At 73.4% G+C, this 20,022-nt stretch carries 15 protein-coding genes and 1 tRNA gene; 9 read left to right on the top strand and 7 right to left on the bottom strand.

Annotated features, from left to right (window positions below; all coding sequences use genetic code 11):
• The first annotated feature begins 38 nt into the window (after positions 1-38).
• The 6 genes from recF to ACFYVJ_RS09440 all read left to right on the top strand — a co-directional run bounded on the left by recF (position 39) and on the right by ACFYVJ_RS09440 (position 7,818).
• Positions 39-1,172: a DNA replication/repair protein RecF gene (gene recF / locus ACFYVJ_RS09465; protein ID WP_388888180.1), complete on the top strand. Its 1,134-nt coding sequence runs from the start codon at positions 39-41 to the stop codon at positions 1,170-1,172.
• Complete coding sequence (locus ACFYVJ_RS09460) at positions 1,169-1,741, top strand: DUF721 domain-containing protein (protein WP_388888178.1); 573 nt, start codon at positions 1,169-1,171, stop codon at positions 1,739-1,741. Before recF ends, ACFYVJ_RS09460 begins: the two co-directional genes overlap by 4 nt.
• Before the next feature lie 291 nt (positions 1,742-2,032).
• A complete protein-coding gene (gyrB, locus tag ACFYVJ_RS09455) occupies positions 2,033-4,162 on the top strand; it encodes a DNA topoisomerase (ATP-hydrolyzing) subunit B (RefSeq protein WP_388888176.1) in 2,130 nt (709 codons plus the stop codon).
• A 106-nt stretch (positions 4,163-4,268) separates the two neighbouring features.
• Positions 4,269-6,896, top strand: coding sequence for a DNA gyrase subunit A (gyrA, locus tag ACFYVJ_RS09450; protein WP_388888174.1), 2,628 nt, complete (start codon positions 4,269-4,271; stop codon positions 6,894-6,896).
• 3 nt (positions 6,897-6,899) lie between these two features.
• Positions 6,900-7,676, top strand: a complete 777-nt coding sequence (locus ACFYVJ_RS09445) for a DUF3566 domain-containing protein (RefSeq protein ID WP_388888172.1) — start codon at positions 6,900-6,902, stop codon at positions 7,674-7,676.
• A 68-nt stretch (positions 7,677-7,744) separates the two neighbouring features.
• Positions 7,745-7,818: transfer RNA gene (locus ACFYVJ_RS09440), tRNA-Ile, on the top strand.
• Between the two features lie 67 nt (positions 7,819-7,885).
• Here the strand turns inward: ACFYVJ_RS09440 and ACFYVJ_RS09435 are convergent.
• Positions 7,886-9,400, bottom strand: coding sequence for an MFS transporter (locus ACFYVJ_RS09435; protein WP_388888168.1), 1,515 nt, complete (start codon positions 9,398-9,400; stop codon positions 7,886-7,888).
• A gap of 177 nt (positions 9,401-9,577) precedes the next feature.
• On the opposite strand from ACFYVJ_RS09435, the gene ACFYVJ_RS09430 reads away from it, so the two are divergent.
• The 3 genes from ACFYVJ_RS09430 (at position 9,578) to ACFYVJ_RS09420 (ending at position 13,424) form a co-directional block, all read left to right on the top strand.
• Positions 9,578-9,712, top strand: coding sequence for a DLW-39 family protein (locus ACFYVJ_RS09430; RefSeq protein WP_018838829.1), 135 nt, complete (start codon positions 9,578-9,580; stop codon positions 9,710-9,712).
• 200 nt (positions 9,713-9,912) lie between these two features.
• Entirely contained in the window at positions 9,913-11,931 is a 2,019-nt protein-coding gene (locus ACFYVJ_RS09425; protein ID WP_388888166.1) for a VWA domain-containing protein, read from the top strand.
• Positions 11,925-13,424 carry a hypothetical protein gene (locus ACFYVJ_RS09420; RefSeq protein ID WP_388888163.1) on the top strand — a complete coding sequence of 500 codons (1,500 nt, stop codon included), beginning with the start codon at positions 11,925-11,927 and terminating at the stop codon, positions 13,422-13,424. The genes ACFYVJ_RS09425 and ACFYVJ_RS09420 overlap by 7 nt, the downstream gene beginning before the upstream one ends.
• 23 nt (positions 13,425-13,447) lie before the next feature.
• Here the strand turns inward: ACFYVJ_RS09420 and ACFYVJ_RS09415 are convergent, their stop codons facing one another.
• The 6 genes from ACFYVJ_RS09415 to ACFYVJ_RS09390 form a co-directional block, all read right to left on the bottom strand.
• Positions 13,448-14,839: a serine/threonine-protein kinase gene (locus ACFYVJ_RS09415; RefSeq protein ID WP_388888160.1), complete on the bottom strand. Its 1,392-nt coding sequence runs from the start codon at positions 14,837-14,839 to the stop codon at positions 13,448-13,450.
• A gap of 45 nt (positions 14,840-14,884) precedes the next feature.
• Entirely contained in the window at positions 14,885-15,430 is a 546-nt protein-coding gene (locus ACFYVJ_RS09410; protein ID WP_101423417.1) for a DNA-binding protein, read from the bottom strand.
• A gap of 168 nt (positions 15,431-15,598) precedes the next feature.
• Positions 15,599-16,243, bottom strand: a complete 645-nt coding sequence (locus tag ACFYVJ_RS09405) for a class E sortase (protein WP_388888573.1) — start codon at positions 16,241-16,243, stop codon at positions 15,599-15,601.
• Between the two features lie 288 nt (positions 16,244-16,531).
• A complete protein-coding gene (locus ACFYVJ_RS09400; RefSeq protein WP_388888157.1) occupies positions 16,532-19,090 on the bottom strand; it encodes a class E sortase in 2,559 nt (852 codons plus the stop codon).
• Positions 19,087-19,809, bottom strand: coding sequence for an aminodeoxychorismate/anthranilate synthase component II (locus tag ACFYVJ_RS09395; protein ID WP_388888155.1), 723 nt, complete (start codon positions 19,807-19,809; stop codon positions 19,087-19,089). The genes ACFYVJ_RS09400 and ACFYVJ_RS09395 overlap by 4 nt, the downstream gene beginning before the upstream one ends.
• The gene (locus ACFYVJ_RS09390) at positions 19,806-19,979 is read right to left on the bottom strand and encodes a hypothetical protein (RefSeq protein ID WP_027774183.1); all 174 of its coding nucleotides are present in this window, start codon (positions 19,977-19,979) and stop codon (positions 19,806-19,808) included. The genes ACFYVJ_RS09395 and ACFYVJ_RS09390 overlap by 4 nt, the downstream gene beginning before the upstream one ends.
• Positions 19,980-20,022 lie beyond the last annotated feature (43 nt).

Here is a 20,022-nt window from a genome sequence, read left to right as displayed (position 1 = left end):
TGAATCGGCCGAGTGCCTGGGGAGGTCGGCGTCGGGCCATGCACGTGACTCATCTCTCGCTGGCCGACTTCCGCTCGTACGAGCGGGCGGAGGTGCCCCTCGACCCGGGGGTGACGGCCTTCGTCGGGCCGAACGGCCAGGGCAAGACGAACCTGGTCGAGGCCGTCGGCTATCTCGCGACGCTGTGCAGCCACCGGGTGTCCGCGGACGCGCCGCTGGTGCGCATGGGCGCGGCGCGTGCGGTGGTACGGGCCGCGGTGACGCAGGACGGCCGGCAGCAGCTCGTGGAGCTGGAGCTGAACCCGGGCAAGGCGAACCGGGCGCGGCTGAACCGCTCGTCGCAGGTGCGGCCGCGCGACGTGCTGGGCGTGCTGCGTTCCGTGCTGTTCGCGCCGGAGGACCTGGCGCTGGTCAAGGGCGACCCGGACCAGCGGCGCCGCTTCCTCGACGAGCTGATCACGGCGCGGGCGCCGCGGCTGGCCGGGGTGCGCAGCGACTACGACCGGGTGCTCAAGCAGCGCAACACGCTGCTGAAGACGGCCGCGATGGCGCGGCGGCACGGCGGGCGGCAGCTCGACCTGTCGACGCTGGACGTGTGGGATCAGCATCTGGCGCGGGCCGGGGCGGAGCTGCTGGCGCAGCGGCTGGAGCTGATCGCGGTGCTGCAGCCGCTGGTGGACAAGGCGTACGAGCAGGTGGCGCCGGGCGCCGGGCCGACGGCGTTCGAGTACAGGTCGCCGGCGGGCGGGCGGTTCGCGGAGGCGCGTACGCGCGAGGAGTTCGCGGAGCTGCTGCTGGAGGCGATGGCGGAGGCGCGCAAGCAGGAGATCGAGCGGGGCGTGACGCTGGTCGGTCCGCACCGCGACGATCTGGTGCTGAAGCTGGGCGAGTTGCCGGCGAAGGGCTATGCGTCGCACGGGGAGTCGTGGTCGTACGCGCTGGCGCTGCGGCTCGCGTCGTACGAGCTGCTGCGCGGCGAGGGCGGCGGGGAGCCGGTGCTGGTGCTGGACGACGTGTTCGCGGAGCTGGACGCGCGGCGGCGGGAGCGGCTGGCGGAGCTGGTGGCGCCCGGCGAGCAGGTGCTCGTGACGGCGGCGGTGGCGGAGGACGTGCCGGGAGCGCTGGCGGGGGCGCGGTTCACGGTGGCCGACGGGCGGGTGGAGCGCGGATGAGCGAGGAGCCCGTACGCCCCGAGAGCGCCGCCGCGGACTCCGGGACCGCGGAGTCCCCCGCCGCTCCCGAGCCCTCCGGGGTCGACCTGGCGCGCGTGGCCCTGCGGGCGGCGCGGGCGGAGGCCCGGGCGCGGGGTGCGGCGGCGCAGCAGCGCCGGCAGGCCCGCCGCGGCGGCGGGCTGCGCTCGGGCGCCCGCGCCGACGGCCGCGATCCGCTGCCGCTGGGTGCCGCGGTGAGCAGGCTGATCACCGAGCGCGGCTGGGAGGCGCCGGCGGCGGTGGGCGGCGTGATGGGCCGCTGGCCGCAGCTCGTCGGTCCCGAGGTGGCGCAGCACTGCGCGCCCGAGCGGTACGACGAGCAGGAGCGGGTGCTCGTGGTGACGTGCGACTCCACGGCGTGGGCGACGCAGTTGCGGCTGCTGGCACCGCAGTTGGTGGCGCGGCTCAACGAGGAGCTCGGCCACGGCACCGTGAAGCTGATCAAAGTGGTGGGTCCCGGGGGCGGCGGGCGGCGCTTCGGTCCGCTGCGGGCGCCGGGGAGCCAGGGCCCCGGGGACACGTACGGGTAGGCCCGTACCTTCTGCTGAACCCCGGCGGTAAACCTGTGATGGAGTGAGGTCGGTCACAGTAGCTGATGGTTGACGCCCCGAAGCGCTGAGTGGCGCTCAGAGGCTCTGCAGGCCCCGGTGTGTGCAGCCCCCCTCGGCGGGCAGATGTTCAGGGCGCCACATGCGGGTTCAGGCACCTGCAAACCGCCATTCTGTCCTGGGCTACCGGTAGACTGGGAGCAACCCGCCCACTTGCGGAACACGCTGACCAACAACGACGCGGCCGCTCCCGCTCAGCCAGGAGAGTGGCCCGTGCTGTGCCAGAAAGGGCGCTTCGTGGCCGATTCCGGCAACTCCAACGAGAACATCCCTGCCAGCGAGAACGTGTCTCCAGGCGCCGACGGCGCCGCGGAGGCGGCCGCTGAGGCCGCACGGGCCCACGTCCGTGCGGAGGCGGAGGCCGTCGAGGACGCGGCGTACGACGCGAACGCGATCACCGTTCTCGAGGGCCTCGACGCCGTACGCAAGCGCCCGGGCATGTACATCGGCTCGACCGGTGAGCGCGGTCTGCACCACCTGGTGCAGGAGGTCGTGGACAACTCGGTGGACGAGGCGATGGCCGGCCACGCGGACACGATCGAGGTGACGCTGCTCGCCGACGGCGGCGTGCGCGTCGTCGACAACGGCCGCGGCATCCCCGTGGGCATCGTGCCGTCGGAGAACAAGCCGGCGGTGGAGGTCGTGCTGACCGTCCTGCACGCCGGCGGCAAGTTCGGCGGCGGCGGCTACGCGGTCTCCGGCGGTCTGCACGGCGTCGGCGTCTCGGTCGTGAACGCGCTCTCGACCCGGCTGTCGGTGGAGGTCAAGACCGACGGCCACCGCTGGACGCAGGACTACAAGCTGGGCATCCCGACCGAGCCGCTGGCGCGGAACGAGGAGACGGACGAGACCGGCACCACGGTCACGTTCTGGGCGGACGGCGACGTCTTCGAGACGACGGACTACTCGTTCGAGACGCTGTCGCGCCGCTTCCAGGAGATGGCGTTCCTGAACAAGGGGCTGACCATCTCGCTCACCGACGAGCGGGCGGCGGCCAAGCAGACCTCGGGCGCGGACACCGCGGGCGACGAGGACGAGGACAAGGCCCGCAGCGTCACGTACCACTACGAGGGCGGCATCTCCGACTTCGTACGCCACCTGAACTCGCGCAAGGGCGAGCCGGTGCACCCCTCGGTGATCGACTTCGAGGCCGCGGACACCGAGCGGCTGATGTCGGTCGAGATCGCGATGCAGTGGAACACGCAGTACAGCGAGGGCGTGTACAGCTTCGCGAACGTCATCCACACCCACGAGGGCGGCACGCACGAGGAGGGCTTCCGGGCCGCGCTGACCGGGCTGATCAACCGGTACGCGCGCGACAAGAAGCTGCTCCGCGAGAAGGACGACAACCTCACCGGCGAGGACATCCGCGAGGGCCTGACGGCGATCATCTCGGTCCGGCTGGGCGAGCCCCAGTTCGAGGGCCAGACGAAGACCAAGCTGGGTAACACGGAGGCGAAGACCTTCGTGCAGAAGGTCACGCACGAGCACCTGACGGACTGGCTCGACCGGAACCCGAACGAGGCCGCGGACATCGTCCGCAAGTCCATCCAGGCGGCGACGGCCCGCGTGGCCGCCCGCAAGGCGCGCGACCTGACGCGGCGCAAGGGGCTGCTGGAGACCGCGTCGCTGCCGGGCAAGCTGAGCGACTGCCAGTCCAACGACCCGTCCAAGTGCGAGATCTTCATCGTGGAGGGCGACTCCGCGGGCGGCTCGGCGAAGTCCGGCCGCAACCCGCGGTACCAGGCGATCCTCCCGATCCGCGGCAAGATCCTGAACGTGGAGAAGGCCCGGATCGACCGGGTGCTGCAGAACACCGAGGTGCAGGCGCTGATCTCGGCGTTCGGCACCGGCATCCACGAGGACTTCGACCTCTCCAAGCTGCGCTATCACAAGATCGTGCTGATGGCCGACGCGGACGTCGACGGCCAGCACATCCAGACCCTGCTGCTGACGCTGCTGTTCCGCTTCATGCGCCCGCTGATCGAGGGCGGGCACGTCTTCCTGGCCCAGCCGCCGCTGTACAAGATCAAGTGGACCAGGGACGAGTTCGAGTACGCCTACTCCGACCGCGAGCGGGACCAGCTCATCGCGCTGGGCCGCTCGCAGGGCAAGCGGATCAGGGACGACTCGATCCAGCGCTTCAAGGGCCTGGGCGAGATGAACGCGGAGGAGCTGCGGATCACCACCATGGACCAGGCGCACCGCGTCCTGCGCCAGGTGACGCTCGACGACGCCGCCGCGGCCGACGATCTGTTCTCCGTGCTCATGGGCGAGGACGTCGAGGCGCGCCGCTCGTTCATCCAGCGCAACGCCAAGGACGTCCGCTTCCTCGACATCTGAGTCGGCCCCGCCCGGGCGGCCCCCACCGCCCGGGTTTCCCGGGGTCCCCGCCCGGGTGCGACCGACCGCCTTCGAGACCTCTTCGAAAAGGTAGAAAAGACCCGCAATGGCCGACGAGCTCACTCCCCAGAACCCCGACCCGCAGCCGGACGGCGAGGGCGAAGACGGCGGCATCGTGCTGCGCGTGGACGCCGTCTCGCTCGAGACGGAGATGCAGCGCAGTTATCTCGACTACGCGATGAGCGTCATCGTCTCGCGTGCGCTGCCGGACATCCGCGACGGCCTGAAGCCCGTGCACCGCCGCGTCCTGTACTCGATGTACGAGGGCGGCTACCGCCCGGAGCGCGGGTACTTCAAGTGCGCGCGCGTCGTCGGCGACGTCATGGGCAACTACCACCCGCACGGCGACTCGGCGATCTACGACGCCCTGGTGCGGCTGGCCCAGCCCTGGTCGATGCGGATGCCGCTCGTCGACGGCAACGGCAACTTCGGCTCCCCGGGCAACGACCCGGCCGCCGCCATGCGCTACACCGAGTGCCGCATGGCGCAGCTCGCCATGGAGATGCTCCGCGACATCGACGAGGAGACCGTCGACTTCGGGGACAACTACGACGGCCGCTCCCAGGAGCCCTCCGTCCTGCCCGCCCGCTTCCCGAACCTGCTGATCAACGGCTCGGCGGGGATCGCGGTCGGCATGGCGACGAACATCCCGCCGCACAACCTGCGCGAGGTCGCCGAGGGGGTGCAGTGGTACCTGGAGCACCCCCACGCGTCCAACGACGAGCTGCTCGAAGCCCTCCTGGAGCGCATCAAGGGCCCCGACTTCCCCAGCGGCGCGCTGGTCGTCGGCCGCAAGGGCATCGAGGAGGCGTACCGCACCGGCCGCGGCTCGATCCCGATGCGCGCGGTGGTCGAGGTCGAGGAGATCCAGGACCGGCAGTGCCTGGTGGTCACCGAGCTGCCGTACCAGGTCAACCCCGACAACCTCGCGCAGAAGATCGCCGACGGGGTGAAGGACGGCCGGCTGACGGGCATCGCCGACGTACGGGACGAGACCTCGTCGCGTACGGGCCAGCGGCTGGTCATCGTGCTGCGCCGGGACGCCGTCGCGAAGGTCGTGCTGAACAACCTCTACAAGCACACCGACCTGCAGACGAACTTCGGCGCGAACATGCTCGCCCTCGTCGACGGCGTGCCGCGCACGCTGTCGCTGGACGCCTTCATCCGCCACTGGGTGGAGCACCAGATCGACGTCATCGTCCGCCGCACCACCTTCCGGCTGCGCAAGGCCGAGGAGCGGGCGCACATCCTGCGCGGCCTGCTGAAGGCGCTGGACGCCATCGACGAGGTCATCGCGCTGATCCGGGCCTCCCAGACGGTCGACGTGGCCCGCAGGGGCCTGATGGACCTGCTGGAGATCGACGAGATCCAGGCGAACGCGATCCTGGAGATGCAGCTCCGCCGGCTGGCCGCCCTGGAGCGGCAGAAGATCACCGCGGAGCACGACGAGCTGCAGGCGAAGATCGACGAGTACAACGCGATCCTCGCCTCCCCCGAGCGGCAGCGGCAGATCATCAGCGAGGAGCTGGCGGCGATCGTCGCGAAGTTCGGCAACGACCGGCGCACGCAGCTCGTGCCCTTCGACGGCGACGTGTCCATCGAGGACCTGATCGCCGAGGAGGACATCGTCGTCACGATCACCCGCGGCGGCTATGTGAAGCGGACGAAGACGAACGACTACCGCGCGCAGAAGCGCGGCGGCAAGGGCGTACGCGGGGCCAGGCTGCGCGAGGACGACATCGTCGACCACTTCTTCGTCTCCACCACCCACCACTGGCTGCTGTTCTTCACGAACAAGGGCCGGGTGTACCGCGCCAAGGCGTACGAGCTGCCGGACGCCGGACGGGACGCCAAGGGCCAGCACGTCGCGAATCTGCTGGCGTTCCAGCCGGACGAGCACATCGCGGAGATCCTGGCGATCCGGGACTACGCGGCCGCCCCGTACCTGGTGCTCGCCACCAAGGCCGGGCTGGTGAAGAAGACGGTGCTCAAGGACTACGACTCGCCCCGCCAGGGCGGCGTGATCGCCGTCAACCTGCGGGAGATGCCCGACGGCTCGCCGGACGAGGTGATCGGCGCCGAGCTGGTCTCGCCCGAGGACGACCTGCTGCTCGTCAGCAGGAAGGCCCAATCGATCCGGTTCACCGCAACGGACGAGGCGCTGCGCCCGATGGGCCGTGCGACCTCCGGCGTGAAGGGGATGAGCTTCCGCGAGGGTGACGAACTCCTCTCGATGAATGTCGTGCGGCCCGGTACGTTCGTGTTCACCGCCACCGACGGCGGTTACGCGAAGCGTACGAACGTGGACGACTATCGCGTTCAGGGACGAGGTGGCCTCGGCATCAAGGCGGCGAAGCTGGTGGAGGACCGGGGTTCGCTGGTGGGCGCGCTGGTGGTGGAGGAGTCGGATGAGATCCTCGCCATCACGCTCGGCGGCGGCGTGATCCGTACACGGGTCGACGAGGTCAGGGAAACGGGCCGTGACACCATGGGCGTCCAACTGATCAACCTGGGGAAGCGGGACGCCGTGGTCGGCATCGCGCGGAACGCAGAAGCCGGCCGGGAGGCGGAGGAGGTCGAGGAGGCCGTCGACGCCGCCGTCGCCGCCGACGAGGCCGGGAGCACGGACGCCGGGGCCCAGGGCCCCGCCGCGGACGGTGAAGGCGAGGAGTAGGTCGTGAGTGGAGCCACGGGTGCCGGCGCCGGGCCGGCGAGGGCGGAGGGGTACGCGCAGCCGAACCCCCCGCCAGGTCCGGATGACGCCGGCGGCGGGCACGGCGGCCGGCGCGGGCGCAGACGCGGCGCCTCCGCTGCCGCCGGGGTCGGCGGCGCGGAGGACCCGCAGGCGCATGCGTATCCGTACGACGGCGCCCCCGAGGGCCCGATGCCGCCGCCGACGGCCGCCCCCGGGGCCCCGCCGGCGCCGCACCACCCGCCGCAGGCGTACACCCCGCCGGCCGGCGTGGCCGGCGGCGGGCAGGCCGGGGGGCGTCCGGCGGGCCGCGGCGGTCAGGCGTACGAGCAGGCCCAGCAGACGGCCGCCGGGGTACGCAGGTCGCGTACCGGCGCCAGCACCGTCCCGCGCACCCGCAAGGCGCGGCTGCGGATCGCGAAGGCCGACCCGTGGTCGGTGATGAAGGTCAGCTTCCTGCTCTCCATCGCGCTCGGCATCTGCACGATCGTGGCGGTGACGGTGCTGTGGATGGTGCTGGACGCGATGGGCGTCTTCAGCACGGTCGGCGGCACGATCAGCGAGGCCACCGGCTCGGACGACTCGGCGGGCTTCGACCTGGAGTCGTTCCTGTCGCTGCCCCGGGTGGCCGGGTTCACCGCGGTGGTGGCGCTGATCGACGTGGTCCTCGCCACGGCGCTGGCGACGCTGGGCGCGTTCATCTACAACCTCTCCGCGGGCTTCGTCGGCGGCATCGAGGTCACGCTGGCGGAGGACGAGTAGCGCCCGCCGGGTACACCCGCTATCGATTTGGGCCGCGGCTCGGCGGTGGGGTAATCTCTGTGCAGCGCGCGGCTATAGCTCAGTCGGTTAGAGCGCATCCCTGATAAGGATGAGGCCCCAGGTTCAAGTCCTGGTAGCCGCACCGGAAATGGCGAAGGGCGCCTCCTCGTGACGAGGAGGCGCCCTTCGCCTTTGTCATGCCGCCGCCCTCATGCGGCTACGGACCCGGAGACGGGCCGGGTCCGCTTGCCCGGGCGGGGGAGGAAGGGGACCAGGAGCATCGAGGCGGCGGTGATGACACCGGCGGCCAGGAAGGCGCGGGCGTAGCCGTCCTCGGGGGCGCCGTGGCCCGCGGAGGCGACCGCGCCGAGGATCGCCAGGCCCAGCACCGCGCCGATCTGGCGCGAGGTGTTGACGAGGCCCGAGACGCCGCCGGCGTCCCGCTCGCCGACGCCGGAGGTGGAGACGTCGGTGAGCAGCGCCAGCAGGACGGCCTGGCCCGCGGCCATCGGGAGGGCCGGGCCGAGGATCGCGGAGACGAAGGTGCCGTCCGCGTCCATCGCCGCCGCCTGCCACAGGAACCCGGCGGCCGTGAGCAGCCCGCCGACGACCGTCATCGTGCGGATGCCGAAGCGGGCCGAGAGCCGGGGGGCGAACTGGGAGGCGACGATGAGCGCGGCGGTGTGCGGGAGGAAGGCCAGGCCGGTGCGGATGGCGCTGTAGCCGAGGACGGTCTGCATGTAGAGGGTGAGGAAGTACCAGAGGGCGAAGGCGCCGACCATGCTGACGAGCGTGACGACGTTGCCGACGGCCACCGCGCGGATGCGGAAGAGACGCAGCGGCATCAGCGGCTGCGCGGAGCGTGCCTCCACGGCGACGAAGCCCGCCAGCGCGGCGAGCCCGGCCAGCAGCGGCAGCAGCGCGGAGCCCGAGGTCCAGCCCGCGGACTCGGTCTCGGTGATGCCGTACGCCACGGCGCCGACGCCGCCGGTGACGAGCACGGCGCCGGGGAGGTCCAGGGCGGGGCGGTCGGCGTCGCGGCGCTGCTCGCGCAGCCAGACGAGGACCACGGCGCCCACGGCGAGGCCGATCGGCACGTTGATCAGCAGCACCCAGCGCCACGACGCCAGGTCCGTGAGCGCGCCGCCGATGAGCCCGCCGGTCGCGCCGCCGGCGGCGCCGACCGCCGTCCAGGCGGCGATGGCCCGGGTACGGGCGGCGCCCTCGGGCAGCGCCCGGGTCAGCAGGGAGAGGGTGACGGGCGCGAGGAACGCGGCGCCGACGCCCTGGGCGGCGCGGGCGGTGATGAGCACGGTGTCGCTCTGCGCCAGCCCGCCGGCGAGGCTGGCGGCGGCGAAGAGGCCGAGTCCGGCGAGGTAGACGCGCTTGGGGCCGAAGAGGTCGGAGAGCCGGCCGCCGAGCAGCAGGAAGCCGGCGAAGGTGAGGGCGTAGCCGTTGACGACCCACTGCAGCGCGCTGCCGCTGAGGGCGAGGTCGTCGCGCATGCTGGGCAGGGCGACGTTCACGACGGAGACGTCGAGGACGACGAGGAACTGGCCGATGTACGAGGCGAGCAGCACCGGCCAGAGCCGGGACGGGGACGCGGCACCGGCCGGTGCGGCGGCGGGGTCGCGGGACCGGTGGCCCGCGCTCGGACGGGTCGTCTTCGTGAGGGTCGCCGGGTCCGCGGCGTCGGTGGTGTCGGTGGCGTCGGGCGTGGTCATGACCGCCATCGTGCGCGGTGGACAGGGCTGTGCGGATCGGGCGACGGATGGAAACGGGGCGGGGACTTAGGTCCTAGTGCGGTCCTAGTGCCACGGTCCCGAGCCCGGCTCCGGTGTCGTACGCGCTGTGTATCATCGGGCTTCGTAGTCCAATGTCTCTGGAAGGACGAGGTCGCGGTGAAGAAGCTGTTCCTGATCGCATTGGCCGCTCTGGGCGGGCTTCTCGTGTACCGCCAGATCCAGGCGGATCGCGCCGAGCAGGACCTGTGGACGGAGGCCACCGACTCGGTGCCCTCCTCTTCGGGCGTCTGAGAACGCGAGAGCTCCGAGCAGGGCCGCCCGGTTCCGGGCCGGCTCTGGGCCCCGGCCCCGCCGCTTGCGCGGCGGTGCGGCTGGGGCCTCGGCATGACCGGAGCCCTGTTGCACGACCGTGACACCCGCCCCCTGTTATTTGCTACTGCACACGTTCTACGGTGCTTGAGCAAATGGTGGAGAACGAGGGGGAACTTGTCATGGAACGCACACTCCACGGCTGCCGGAGACGGCGCGCGTACGCCGGCCTGGCCGCGGCGCTCACCGCCGCGCTGACCGCGGGACCGCTCTCCGCGGCGACCGCCGCGCCGGGAGCCCCCGGCGCACCGGCCGCACCGGCCGCACCCGCTGGGCCCGCGCCGACCGGCGGCGGCCTGGTGATGGTGCTGGACTCCTCCGGTTCCATGGCCGACGACGACGGCTCCGGCGCCACCCGGATCGAGTCCGCCCGCGAAGCCGTCGGCACCGTCGCCGACGCCCTGCCCGACGGCTACCCGACCGGCCTGCGCGTCTACGGCGCCGACCGCGCCGGCGGCTGCACCGACACCCGCCTCGCCGTGCCCGTCGAGGATCTTGACCGGGGCCGCATCAAGGACGCCGTAGCAGAGGTGAAGCCGAAGGGCGACACCCCCATCGGCTACGCGCTCCAGCAGGCCGCCCGGGACCTCCCCGAGCGCCCGCCAGGGGCCCTCGGCCACCGCTCGATCCTCCTGGTCTCGGACGGCGAGGACACCTGCGGCACCCCCGACCCCTGCGAGGTCGCGGCGCAACTCGGCGAGACCGGCGGCGCCTTCGGCGCCCTGCGCATCGACACGGTCGGCTTCCAGGTCGGCGGCAAGGCCCGCGACGAGCTGAAGTGCATCGCGGAGAAGGGGCACGGCGCGTACTACGACGCCCCCGACGCCGACGCGCTCGCCCGCCAGCTCCAGCGCGCCGCCCGCCTCTCCGCCGACGGCTACCGCTTCCGCGGCGACCCGGTCGAGGGCGGCCTGCGCCGCGGCGGCGCCGCGGACGTCGCGCCCGGCCAGTACCTCGACAGCATCGGCGCGGGCGAGACCAAGTGGTACGCCGCCGAGCTGGACGCCGCCTCCGCCGCCGACTTCGGCGTCACCGCCGTGCCGCAGCCGGGTGTGCCCGTCGCGTACGGCGACGGCATCGAGCTGGAGCTGCACGCCACCGACGACCACGGCACCCGGTGCGACGCCCGGGACGCCCACTTCGGGCAGGACGAGGGCGCGCAGCCGCTGACCGGCGCGGTCAGCCGCATCCCCAGCGCCGAGGGCGGCGAGCCCTGCGACGCCGCCGGCCGCTACCTGCTCAGCGTCCACCGCACCAGCGCCGCCGGCTCGGACCGGGCCCGCTGGCCGCTGGAGCTGGCCGTCGGCGAGGAGGAGCCGCTGCGCGCCGGCGTCACGCCCGCGCAGTCCGAGACGGACTACGGCCCGGCCGGCGACGAGGGCGCGGAACTGCCCACCGCGGAACCGGAGGACATCACCGGCGGTACGGGCTTCAACGACGCGAAGGCGATCGGCCCCGGCGTCTGGCGCGACGAACTGCTGCCCGCGCAGACACGGTTCTACAAGACCGGCGTCGGCTGGGGCCAGCAGCTCCGCTACCGCGTCGAGTTCGCCAACGAGCCCACGCTCGACGGCGCCGCCGGGGTCTCCAGCTTCGCCGCCACCGACCTCTACTCGCCCGGCCGCGCCCTCGTCGGCGAAGGACCGTTCAGCAGCAGCCGGAGCTACTACGGTGAGCCCGTCGCCGCCGACCTCGGTACGGTGCCGGTCAGTTGGACGAACCGCTACGAGACCGCCACCGAGGTCGTGCCCGTGCGCCGCGGCGGCGAGTACTACCTGTCGGTCTCGCTGGGTCCTGACGCCGCGCGGTTCGCGCGGAACACGGCCATCGGCGTGGTGCTGCGCGTCGACGTGCTGGGCGAGGAGAAGTCGGGGCCACGGCACGGGGCACCGGCCGCCGCCGGCGACGGGAGCGGCGGAGCGAACGGCGCGAACGGCGAGGACGGCGGGCAGGATGCGCGGGCCGGGGCGGACGAGGAATCATCGGACTCCGTCCTGCCGCTCGCCGGCGGGATCGCCGGTGGCGTGCTGCTCGCCGGCGCGGGGGCCGCGTTCGTGATCGTACGGAACCGGAAGCGCCGGCCGGCGGGCGAAGCGCCCGCGGAAGCGGCGGCAGGCAACGGCGTAAGGGGTGGATGGTGAGGACGCGAACGATGGCGGGGCCGGCCGCGGCGCTGGCGGTGGCCGCGCTGGCGGCGCAGGCCGCGCTCCCGGCGGCGGCTCCGGCCGCTTCGGCGGCTTCGGCGGCCGGCAGGCAGGGAGCCGTGCCGCTGAACTCGCCCGCCGACGCGGGCGAGTACCGGACGGCGAAGGACGCCGAGCCCATCGAGGGCGCCGCGAGCAGCACCGGCGGCGAGAAGGTGGAGGCCGGCAAGACCTACACCGACTCCCTCGCCCCGGGCGACAAGCTGTACTACAGCGTCACGCTCGACGCGAAGTCCAACGCCTGGATATCCGCCGTGGCCGCGCCGAAGCCGGGTACCAAGGTCGCGTACGGCGACGGCATCGAGCTGGAGCTGGAGAGCAAGGGCGGCGACCGGTGCAGCAGTTCCGACGTCGACTTCGCCGCCGACGGCGCGGCCCGGCCGATCTCGCATTACGTCTGGCGGGTGGCCCAGCCCGACGGCACCTGCCAGGAGGCCGGCGTCTACAACCTCATCGTCACCCGTGTCAGCGACGCCACCTCCAGCCCGGCCCAGTGGCCGCTCGAGCTGCGCTTCATGGCGGAGCCGCCGCTGGCGAAGGCCGAGCCGACGACCCCGCCCGACCCGCAGTCGATCCCCACCGAGGCCCCGCCCCCGCCGACCGGCAAGGCCGAGCCGCGCAAGGGCGGCACCGGGTTCAACGACGCGATCGCCATCGACCACGGCGTGTGGACGGACAAGATCCGGCCGGGCGCCACGCACTTCTACCGGGTGCCGCTCGACTGGGGCCAGCAGCTCTTCCTGCAGACCGAGTTCGGCACGACGCCCGTGAGCGACGAGACGGCGTTCGCCTCCAACGGTGTGCGCGTCGACTTCTACAACCCCGCGCGCGGGTTCATCGCCAACGAGAACGAGACGTACTTCGGCGACGACCCCGCGGCGATCCCCGCCGTGGCCCCGCCGGTGGCGTACGAGAACCGCTACGCGGTCTACAGCGGCGAGCTGGGCAACGTCGGCTTCGCGGGCTGGTACTACATCGCCGTCAGCGTGTCCGGGGAGGTCGGGGAGTTCGCGGACGGGCCGGTGCCGGTGGAGCTGCGGACGACGATCAAGGGCGAGCCCGAGGCGGGCCCGGCGTACGACGGGGACGCGGCGGCGGCCGGGTTCGCGGTGACGGACGACGACCGCGACAGCGCGGCGGAGGGCGCGCCGGCCGGAGCGGACGGCGACGGCGACGGTGCCGGGAAGAAGATCCTGGCGATCGCCGGGATCGGCGCGGGCGTGCTGCTGCTGGCGGGCCTGGGGCTGTGGACGCTGCTGGCGCGGCGCCGGGCGGTGCCGGTCGCGGGTGGCGGTCCGCAGGTGGCGGGCGAGGACACGCAGACGGCGCCCGGCGCGTACGGGAGCGGGCCGGCCGGTCCCGCGTACGGCGAGCGGCCGTACGGTGACGGGTACCCACCGCCGCCGCCGCAGCAGAACTGGCGGCAGTAGGAGAGGAGCCGGGCGTACGGGCGTCAGCCCGAGGCCAGCGCCCAGACGCCGACCGCCATCAGCAGCACCGCGAGCACCACGACCGGGATCGCCACCTTCACGGGCGGTCCCGGTCGCCGTTGCGGCGCCGCGGCGCCGGGCCGGGGCTGCGGCGGCCGGGCATGGGGCTGCGGCGCGGCCGTCGTGTACGGGGCGGTGGGCGTCGGCGGCTGCGACGCGGCCGGCGGCGCGATGCCGTAGCTGGTCGCCTCGGCCTGGCCGCCCGCGCCGGGCCGCCCTGCCGCGGGCGGGTGCGCCGTGCCGGGCCCCGCAGGGCCGGGCTCGGGCGCGGCGGCCGCGGGCGGGGGCGGGGGCGGGGGTACGAATCCGGTGCCGCCCGGCGCGTGAGCGGGCCCCGCCGGGCCCGCTGCGTCACCGGCCGGCCCCGTACCCGTACCGGGACCGAGTCCCGTACCAGCACCAGCACCGAGTCCTGCACCGAGTCCCGTACCGGCACCCGGCCCGGGCGCGGCCTCCGCCGCCCGTTCCTCCGCTCGCTCCGGACCTCGCGGCCCGAACCCCACCGGCAGCGGCCCGAGCTGGTCGAAGACCTCCACCGGCTCCTCCGCCGGATCCAGCTCCGGCAGCAGCTCCGCCGCCTCCGCCAGCGCCTTCCGCGTACCCGTCGCGGTGCGGAACCGCAGCTCCGGATCCGGCTGCAGCAGGCTCGCGAGCACCTGCCACAGCGGCTCCGGCACCTCCTTGGGAGCCGGCGGCACGCCGTTCTTCAGATACATCTCCACCAGTGCCTGGCTGTCCGGACGCTCCCCGGTCAGCAGGTACAGCGCCACCAGACCCACCGCGAACAGGTCCGCGGGGAAGTCGGGCTCCGCGCCCAGCATCTGCTCGGGCGCGAAGTAACCGGGCGTCCCGACGACGAAGTTGGTGTCGGTCAGCCGCGGCTCGCCCTTGCGCATGGAGATGCCGAAGTCGGAGAGCCGGAGGTGCGGCCGGCCGGTGCCGGTCGCCTCCAGCAGCACGTTCGCCGGTTTGATGTCGCGGTGCACGACGTTCTCGCCGTGCACCGCGGCCAGGCCGGCGAGCAGTTGGTCGAGCAGCAGGCAGACGAACCGCGGCGGGAGCGGTCCGTAGTCGCCGATCAGATGGGCCAGTGAGCCGCCGCCCACCAGGTCCATCGTGAACAGCACCTTGTCGTCGTCGGCCGCCCAACTGGCGGGTGCCAGCACGTGCGGGTGGTCGATGCGTACCGCCTGCTCGCGGACGAAGCGCAGCAGCGTGTGCGCGTCGCTCTGCTGCAGCACCTTGGCCGCCACATAGCGCCGTCGCCGGTGATCCCAGGCGCGCCAGACCGCGCCCACCCCGCCCCGGCCGATCGGATCGATCAGCTCGTACCGCCCAGCGAAGACCTCACCCATGCTGCTGTGCCCGCCCCTTGTACGGCTCGTCAGTAATTCATCCGGTTATGACTGATGTGCTTCGTAATGTGCTACGGCATCGGCGGTGCGCCCCGCGCCGTACACCCGGAGGAACTCTGCCAGCTCCGGCTGTGTCGGCGCGAGCCGGTCCGCCGCGTCGATGATGTCGCCCGCGGCCGCCACCGAGCGCAGCAGGGACTGGATCTCCCGTACGACGCGGCGCACCGTCGTCGATCCGGTCGACGACTGCGTCTGCGTCGTCCCGAGCACCGCGCCTCCCGCGCTCTTGCGGATTCCCTCCATCCGTTCCGCCGCCTCCGCCGCGGAAACGCTGCCGCTCGACACTTCGGCGGCCAACTCCTGCAACGCCTGTACGCGTTGTACCACCGACGGATTGCCGATCTTCGCCCGCTGCCCGCTCATGAGCTGCGACAGCATCGGCGCCGAGATACCGAGCACGGCGGCCAGCCGTGCCTGGTTCAGGCCGAGATCGTCGATCAGCCGCCGGAACAGCACGCCCAGCGGTTCGCCATACCAGCTTCGCTGTAGTTCTCGTGCGCGTTCGCTGGTGTCCTGCCGTGGAGCTCCCATGCCGTGCGGCCTCCCCAGATGTCCCCGAGTCCAGATTCGCGCTTGCGAACTGCATCCTACGGAGCGGGACCGCCCCCAGACAGACCTCGGGGAGGTGAGATAACCGGGACGCGTTCTTCCACGTCCGCGACGGTCTACGCGTGCCACTCGGGGCACCCGCCGGGGGGCTCAGGACAGCTCGGGCGGCGGGGTGCGCTCCTCGTCGACGCGGTCCACGCGCTCCAGCTCGCCCCAGACCACGTAGCGGTGCCGGGAGGTGTACATCGGGGTGCACGTGGTGAGCGTGATGTACCGTCCCGGCTTCGTCTTCCCGGACTCCTCCGGGATCTTGTCCAGCACGGCGGTGTTGTACTTCGAGGTCTCGGAGAGCACGGCGTACGTCTTGTAGACGTACCAGCGGTCCTTCGTCTCGAAGACGATCGGGTCGCCCTCGTCGATGCGGTGGATGTCGTGGAACTTCGCGCCGTGCCCGTCGCGGTGCGCGGCGAGCGTGAAGTTGCCGCGGCGGTCCCAGGGCATGGCCGACTTCCTCGGCTCGGTGTAGTAGCCGGCGACGCCCCTGTTGAGGTCGTCGGTCGCCGTGCCCTTGCGGACGAGGATGTTCTCCTCCATCGCGGGCACGTGCAGGAAGCCGATGCCGCCCTTGAGGTCGCCGATGTCCACGGGGCGGGGCTTGCCGTCGTCCGGGGTGTTCTCCCAGGAGTCGCGGAGGTCGTCGGTCATGCGGCCGGCTTCGCGGTTGGCCTGGACGTTGGTCCAGTACAGGGAGTAGACGACGAAGAGGGCCATGAGGACGCCGACGGTGATGAGCACCTCGCCGAAGAGGCTGACGGCCCCGGCGAGGAGGCCGCGGCGGCGGGGGCGGGGCGGGGCCGCCTCTTCTTCCTCTCCTTCCGCGGCCCGACCTTCGTCCCGTACGGGCCCGGCCGCTTCTTCCGCTCCGGCCTTCGCCCCTTCTTCTCCGGGCTCCTCCGGGTCCTGGGCTTTCGGCGCAGCCTCTCCCGCGGCCTCCGCTGCGGGTCTGCTCTCCCGCTCATCGTCCGTCGCTGCCACCGCTTCCCCGTCCGTTCCGTCCCGCCGGCCTCCGGCCGCCCGTACCGCTCAGTCCATGAGCGCGTCGGGCTTGCCCTCGCTGCGCGGACGCTCCTCGATCATCTTGCCCCAGACAATAAGCCGATATTTGGACGTGTACTCAGGTGTACAGGTCGTTAGTGTGACGTAGCGGCCCGGCTCGGTGAATCCCGACCCCTCGGGCACCGGGTCGATGACATCGGTGTTCGAGGGCGAAGTCGACGGGAGCGTGCTGGACACCTCGTAGATGTAGTACGTGTCCTTGGTCTCGACGATGATCTCCTCGCCCTTCTCCAGCCGGTTGATGTACCGGAAGGGCTCGCCGTGGGTGTTGCGGTGCCCGGCGACCGCGAAGTTCCCCTTCTCGTCCCACGGCATCGCCGTCTTGAGGTCGCCCTCCGAGTAGTGGCCGAGGAGGCCGCGGTCCAGGACCTTCTGTTTGTTGATGCCCTGGGCCACCGGCCGGTTCACGTCCAGCGACGGGATGTGCATGATCGCGAAGCCCTCGCCGGCCTCGAACGCCCCCGGATCGCGGGCGTCCTCCTTGCCCGCGCCGTCGCCGCGCTTCCACTGCTCCTCCAGTTGCTGGGCCTCCTGCCGGGACTCGCGGTCGGCGAGGACGTTGGTCCACCAGAGCTGGTACACGACGAAGAGGAGCATCAGCACGCCCAGGGTGATGAACGCCTCGCCGGTGATGCGGCTGATCAGCACGGTGCGCTGCTGCTTGGCGGCGCGGGCGGCCTTGCGGGCGGACATGCGGGTGCCCAGCGCACGGGCGACGTTCAGCGACATCGTCTGAACGGTGCGGTCCTCGCGGTCGCCGCGTCCTTCGCGGCCCTCGTCCGCTATGCCGCGGCGGCGGGAGGCGGGGGCGGTGCCCCAGGTGAGGCGCTGGTCGCCGCTCGCGGGCTGGTCGGTGGTACGGGCGCCGGGGGGCGGTCCCGGCACCTGGGTGCCTGCGAGGGCGGGTGCCGGAGTCGCTGCCGGCACCCCGGTCTGTGGCGGGGCCTGTGGCCCGGCGTGGGGCTGCGCTGTATGGGCCTGGGCCTGGGGCTGGGCCTGGGCCGGGTCGGCGGGCGCGGGGGCGCCGGCGTGGGCGGCGGCGGAGAGGTCGCCCCAGGGGGAGGGGTCGCGGTGGCCCGAGGGGGCGGCGCCGGCCGCCGTGCCCGCGGCGGCGGCGCTCCCCGGGGCGGCGCCTCCGGCATGCCGGCCGTGGGCGGGCGCGCCGTACGGCTGCTGCTGCTCCTCGACGGCCGGCCGCCCGGCGTGGCGGCGCGGGGCGGGATGGGGGGCGGCGGCCTGCGCGGCGGGCGGGTCGAGCGGGTCGAGGGGATCGGTGAGGGGGTCGCGGGTCCTGGCCCTGCGGCCGGTGGGGGGTGCCGGATCGAGGGGGTCGGTCAGCGGGTCCCCGGTCACCGCCGGGTAGGAGGCGCCGAGCGGGTCGGCGGGGGCCTGGTCGTAGCCGAGGAGCTGCGGGTCGTACGCCGCCGGCCCGTGCGGGTCGTAGGCGGAGGTGCTCTGCCCGTACGCGGCCGCCTCCGGCGCCTCCGCGTACGGGGACGGGTGGCCCGCGTCGTAGGACGACACCGGGTACTGCGCCGCGGTCCCGTCCCGCGGCACGATCGCAGTCTGGTCGGCAGGCGCATCGGTGCGCGCGGGGTACGCCGGGGACGCGTGGGCGCCGGGGGCGGCGCGGTCGTCCGGCTGGTAGGCGTGCGGGGCCGGTACCGGGGCGGGGTCCGGGGTGGGCGCGTAGCCGCCGGGGTGGTGGGCGCCGGGGGGCGGCGGATCGTTTCGCGGGGTGCCCTGCGAAGGGTCCGCGGCGCGCGCGTAGTCCGCGGGGCCGGCGTTCGGGTCGCGGCCGTCCGGCGCGGTGTGCGGGCGGAACCAGCGGGAGACCGCCGAGGTCGGCGACTCGGGCCGCTCCAGCGGCCGCGGCCGCGGGCCGTCCGCGCCCGCGGGCTCCTGCCGCGGCACGTGCGGCTGCGGGTAGGCGGTCTGCGGATGCCGGGGCTGCGCGGGCTCGCCCTGCGGGTCCTGCTGCGTGAACGGGCCCTGCCCCTGCGGCGGCTGTGCGCCGTGCTCCTGCGGCGACCCCGCCTCGGCGCTGCGCGGCGGCGGCAGGGGGTCGCCGCGGAGCGGGTTGCGGTGGGCGTACTCCGGCAGGTGGCCCTGTTCCAGCGGATCCTGACCGCCGCCCGCGGCGCCGTAGCTCGCGGGCCGCGCAGCCCGGCCGCCCTGCCCCTGCTCGTACGCCCCGGAGCCTGCGCCGCCGCCCGCGCCGTAACCGGCGGGCCCCGGCCCCGTACCGGAGCCGAACCCCGGCCGCGTACCGGACGATCCGGCGCCCTGCCCGCGGCCCCCGGCACCGGCGCTCCCCGGCCCCGCGCGCCCGCCCGCTCCCGATGTGTCCCGGCGCGGCAGCGGCGGCCGGCCGCCGGACTCCGGGTCGGTGAGCGGGTCCCCGGCGTCGCCCGCCGGCCGGCCGGGGGCGCTTGGGTCGTGGAAGCCGCGATAACGCGCTTCGCGCCCCGGCTCGCGCTCCTCCGCGCGCCCCGGTGCGCTGCCGTCCGGCCGGGTGCCGGTCACCCCGCGGTCCCGGCCGCCCCGCCGCCCGCAGGCGCCACCCCGCCCGCGGGTGCCACGTCAGGTGCCGGGCCCGGTGCCGGGCCCGTCGCGAAACCACCCGTCACCGGCGCCAGCCCCGCCGACCGCGCGACGGCCCCGCCGTCGCCGCACTCGGCCAGCCAGTTCGCCAGCATCCGGTGCCCCCACTCCGTCAGCACCGACTCCGGGTGGAACTGCACGCCCTCCACCGGCAGATCGCGGTGGCGCAGCCCCATCACCAGGCCGCTGTCCGTCTCGGCCGTGACCGCCAGCTCGTCGGGCAGCGACTCCCGCTCGACGGCCAGCGAGTGGTAGCGCGTCGCCGTGAACGGCGACGGCAGCCCGGCGAACACGCCCGCGCCGCCGTGCGTCACCGGCGAGGTCTTGCCGTGCAGCAACTCCGGCGCCCGGTCGACCACACCGCCGTACGCGACCGCCATCGACTGCAGCCCGAGGCAGACCCCGAACACCGGCAGCCCGCGCTCCGCGCAGTGCCGCACCATGTCGACGCACACCCCCGCCTGCTCCGGGGTGCCGGGCCCGGGGGACAGCAGCACGCCGTCGAAGCCGTCGTCGGCGTGCTGCGGCATCACCTCGTCGTTGCGCAGCACCTCGCACGAGGCGTCGAGCTGGCAGAGGTACTGGACCAGGTTGAAGACGAAGCTGTCGTAGTTGTCCACGACCAGAATGCGCGCGCTCATCGCCGGGCGGCTCCCTCGTCGACGGTGACGTCGTTGAACGGCAGCAGCGGCTCGGCCCAGGGGAACACGTACTGGAAGAGGAGGAAGACGATGCCGAGGACGAGGATGAGCGAGATCAGCGCCCGTACCAGCGCGTTGCCCGGCAGATGCCGCCAGATCCAGCCGTACATGCGTCCCTCTTCGCCGATCTTCGCCGTTGTCCTTGCGTTGCCC

The sequence above is a fragment of the Streptomyces sp. NPDC004134 genome (assembly GCF_042874195.1).
Classification (GTDB): domain Bacteria; phylum Actinomycetota; class Actinomycetes; order Streptomycetales; family Streptomycetaceae; genus Streptomyces.
The sequence above is the reverse complement of the archived record's forward strand: the minus strand, read 5'-3'. Positions and strand labels throughout refer to the sequence as shown.

What these genes read in the sequence shown, in the direction of transcription:
- ACFYVJ_RS09395 (WP_388888155.1), bottom strand. Translation starts at nt 19,809, where the DNA reads ATGAGCGCGCGCATTCTGGTCGTGGACAACTACGACAGCTTCGTCTTC.
- ACFYVJ_RS09460 (WP_388888178.1), top strand. Translation starts at nt 1,169, where the DNA reads ATGAGCGAGGAGCCCGTACGCCCCGAGAGCGCCGCCGCGGACTCCGGG.
- ACFYVJ_RS09410 (WP_101423417.1), bottom strand. Translation starts at nt 15,430, where the DNA reads ATGGGAGCTCCACGGCAGGACACCAGCGAACGCGCACGAGAACTACAG.
- ACFYVJ_RS09425 (WP_388888166.1), top strand. Translation starts at nt 9,913, where the DNA reads ATGGAACGCACACTCCACGGCTGCCGGAGACGGCGCGCGTACGCCGGC.
- recF (WP_388888180.1), top strand. Translation starts at nt 39, where the DNA reads ATGCACGTGACTCATCTCTCGCTGGCCGACTTCCGCTCGTACGAGCGG.
- ACFYVJ_RS09435 (WP_388888168.1), bottom strand. Translation starts at nt 9,400, where the DNA reads ATGACCACGCCCGACGCCACCGACACCACCGACGCCGCGGACCCGGCG.
- ACFYVJ_RS09415 (WP_388888160.1), bottom strand. Translation starts at nt 14,839, where the DNA reads ATGGGTGAGGTCTTCGCTGGGCGGTACGAGCTGATCGATCCGATCGGC.
- gyrA (WP_388888174.1), top strand. Translation starts at nt 4,269, where the DNA reads ATGGCCGACGAGCTCACTCCCCAGAACCCCGACCCGCAGCCGGACGGC.
- ACFYVJ_RS09390 (WP_027774183.1), bottom strand. Translation starts at nt 19,979, where the DNA reads ATGTACGGCTGGATCTGGCGGCATCTGCCGGGCAACGCGCTGGTACGG.
- ACFYVJ_RS09420 (WP_388888163.1), top strand. Translation starts at nt 11,925, where the DNA reads ATGGTGAGGACGCGAACGATGGCGGGGCCGGCCGCGGCGCTGGCGGTG.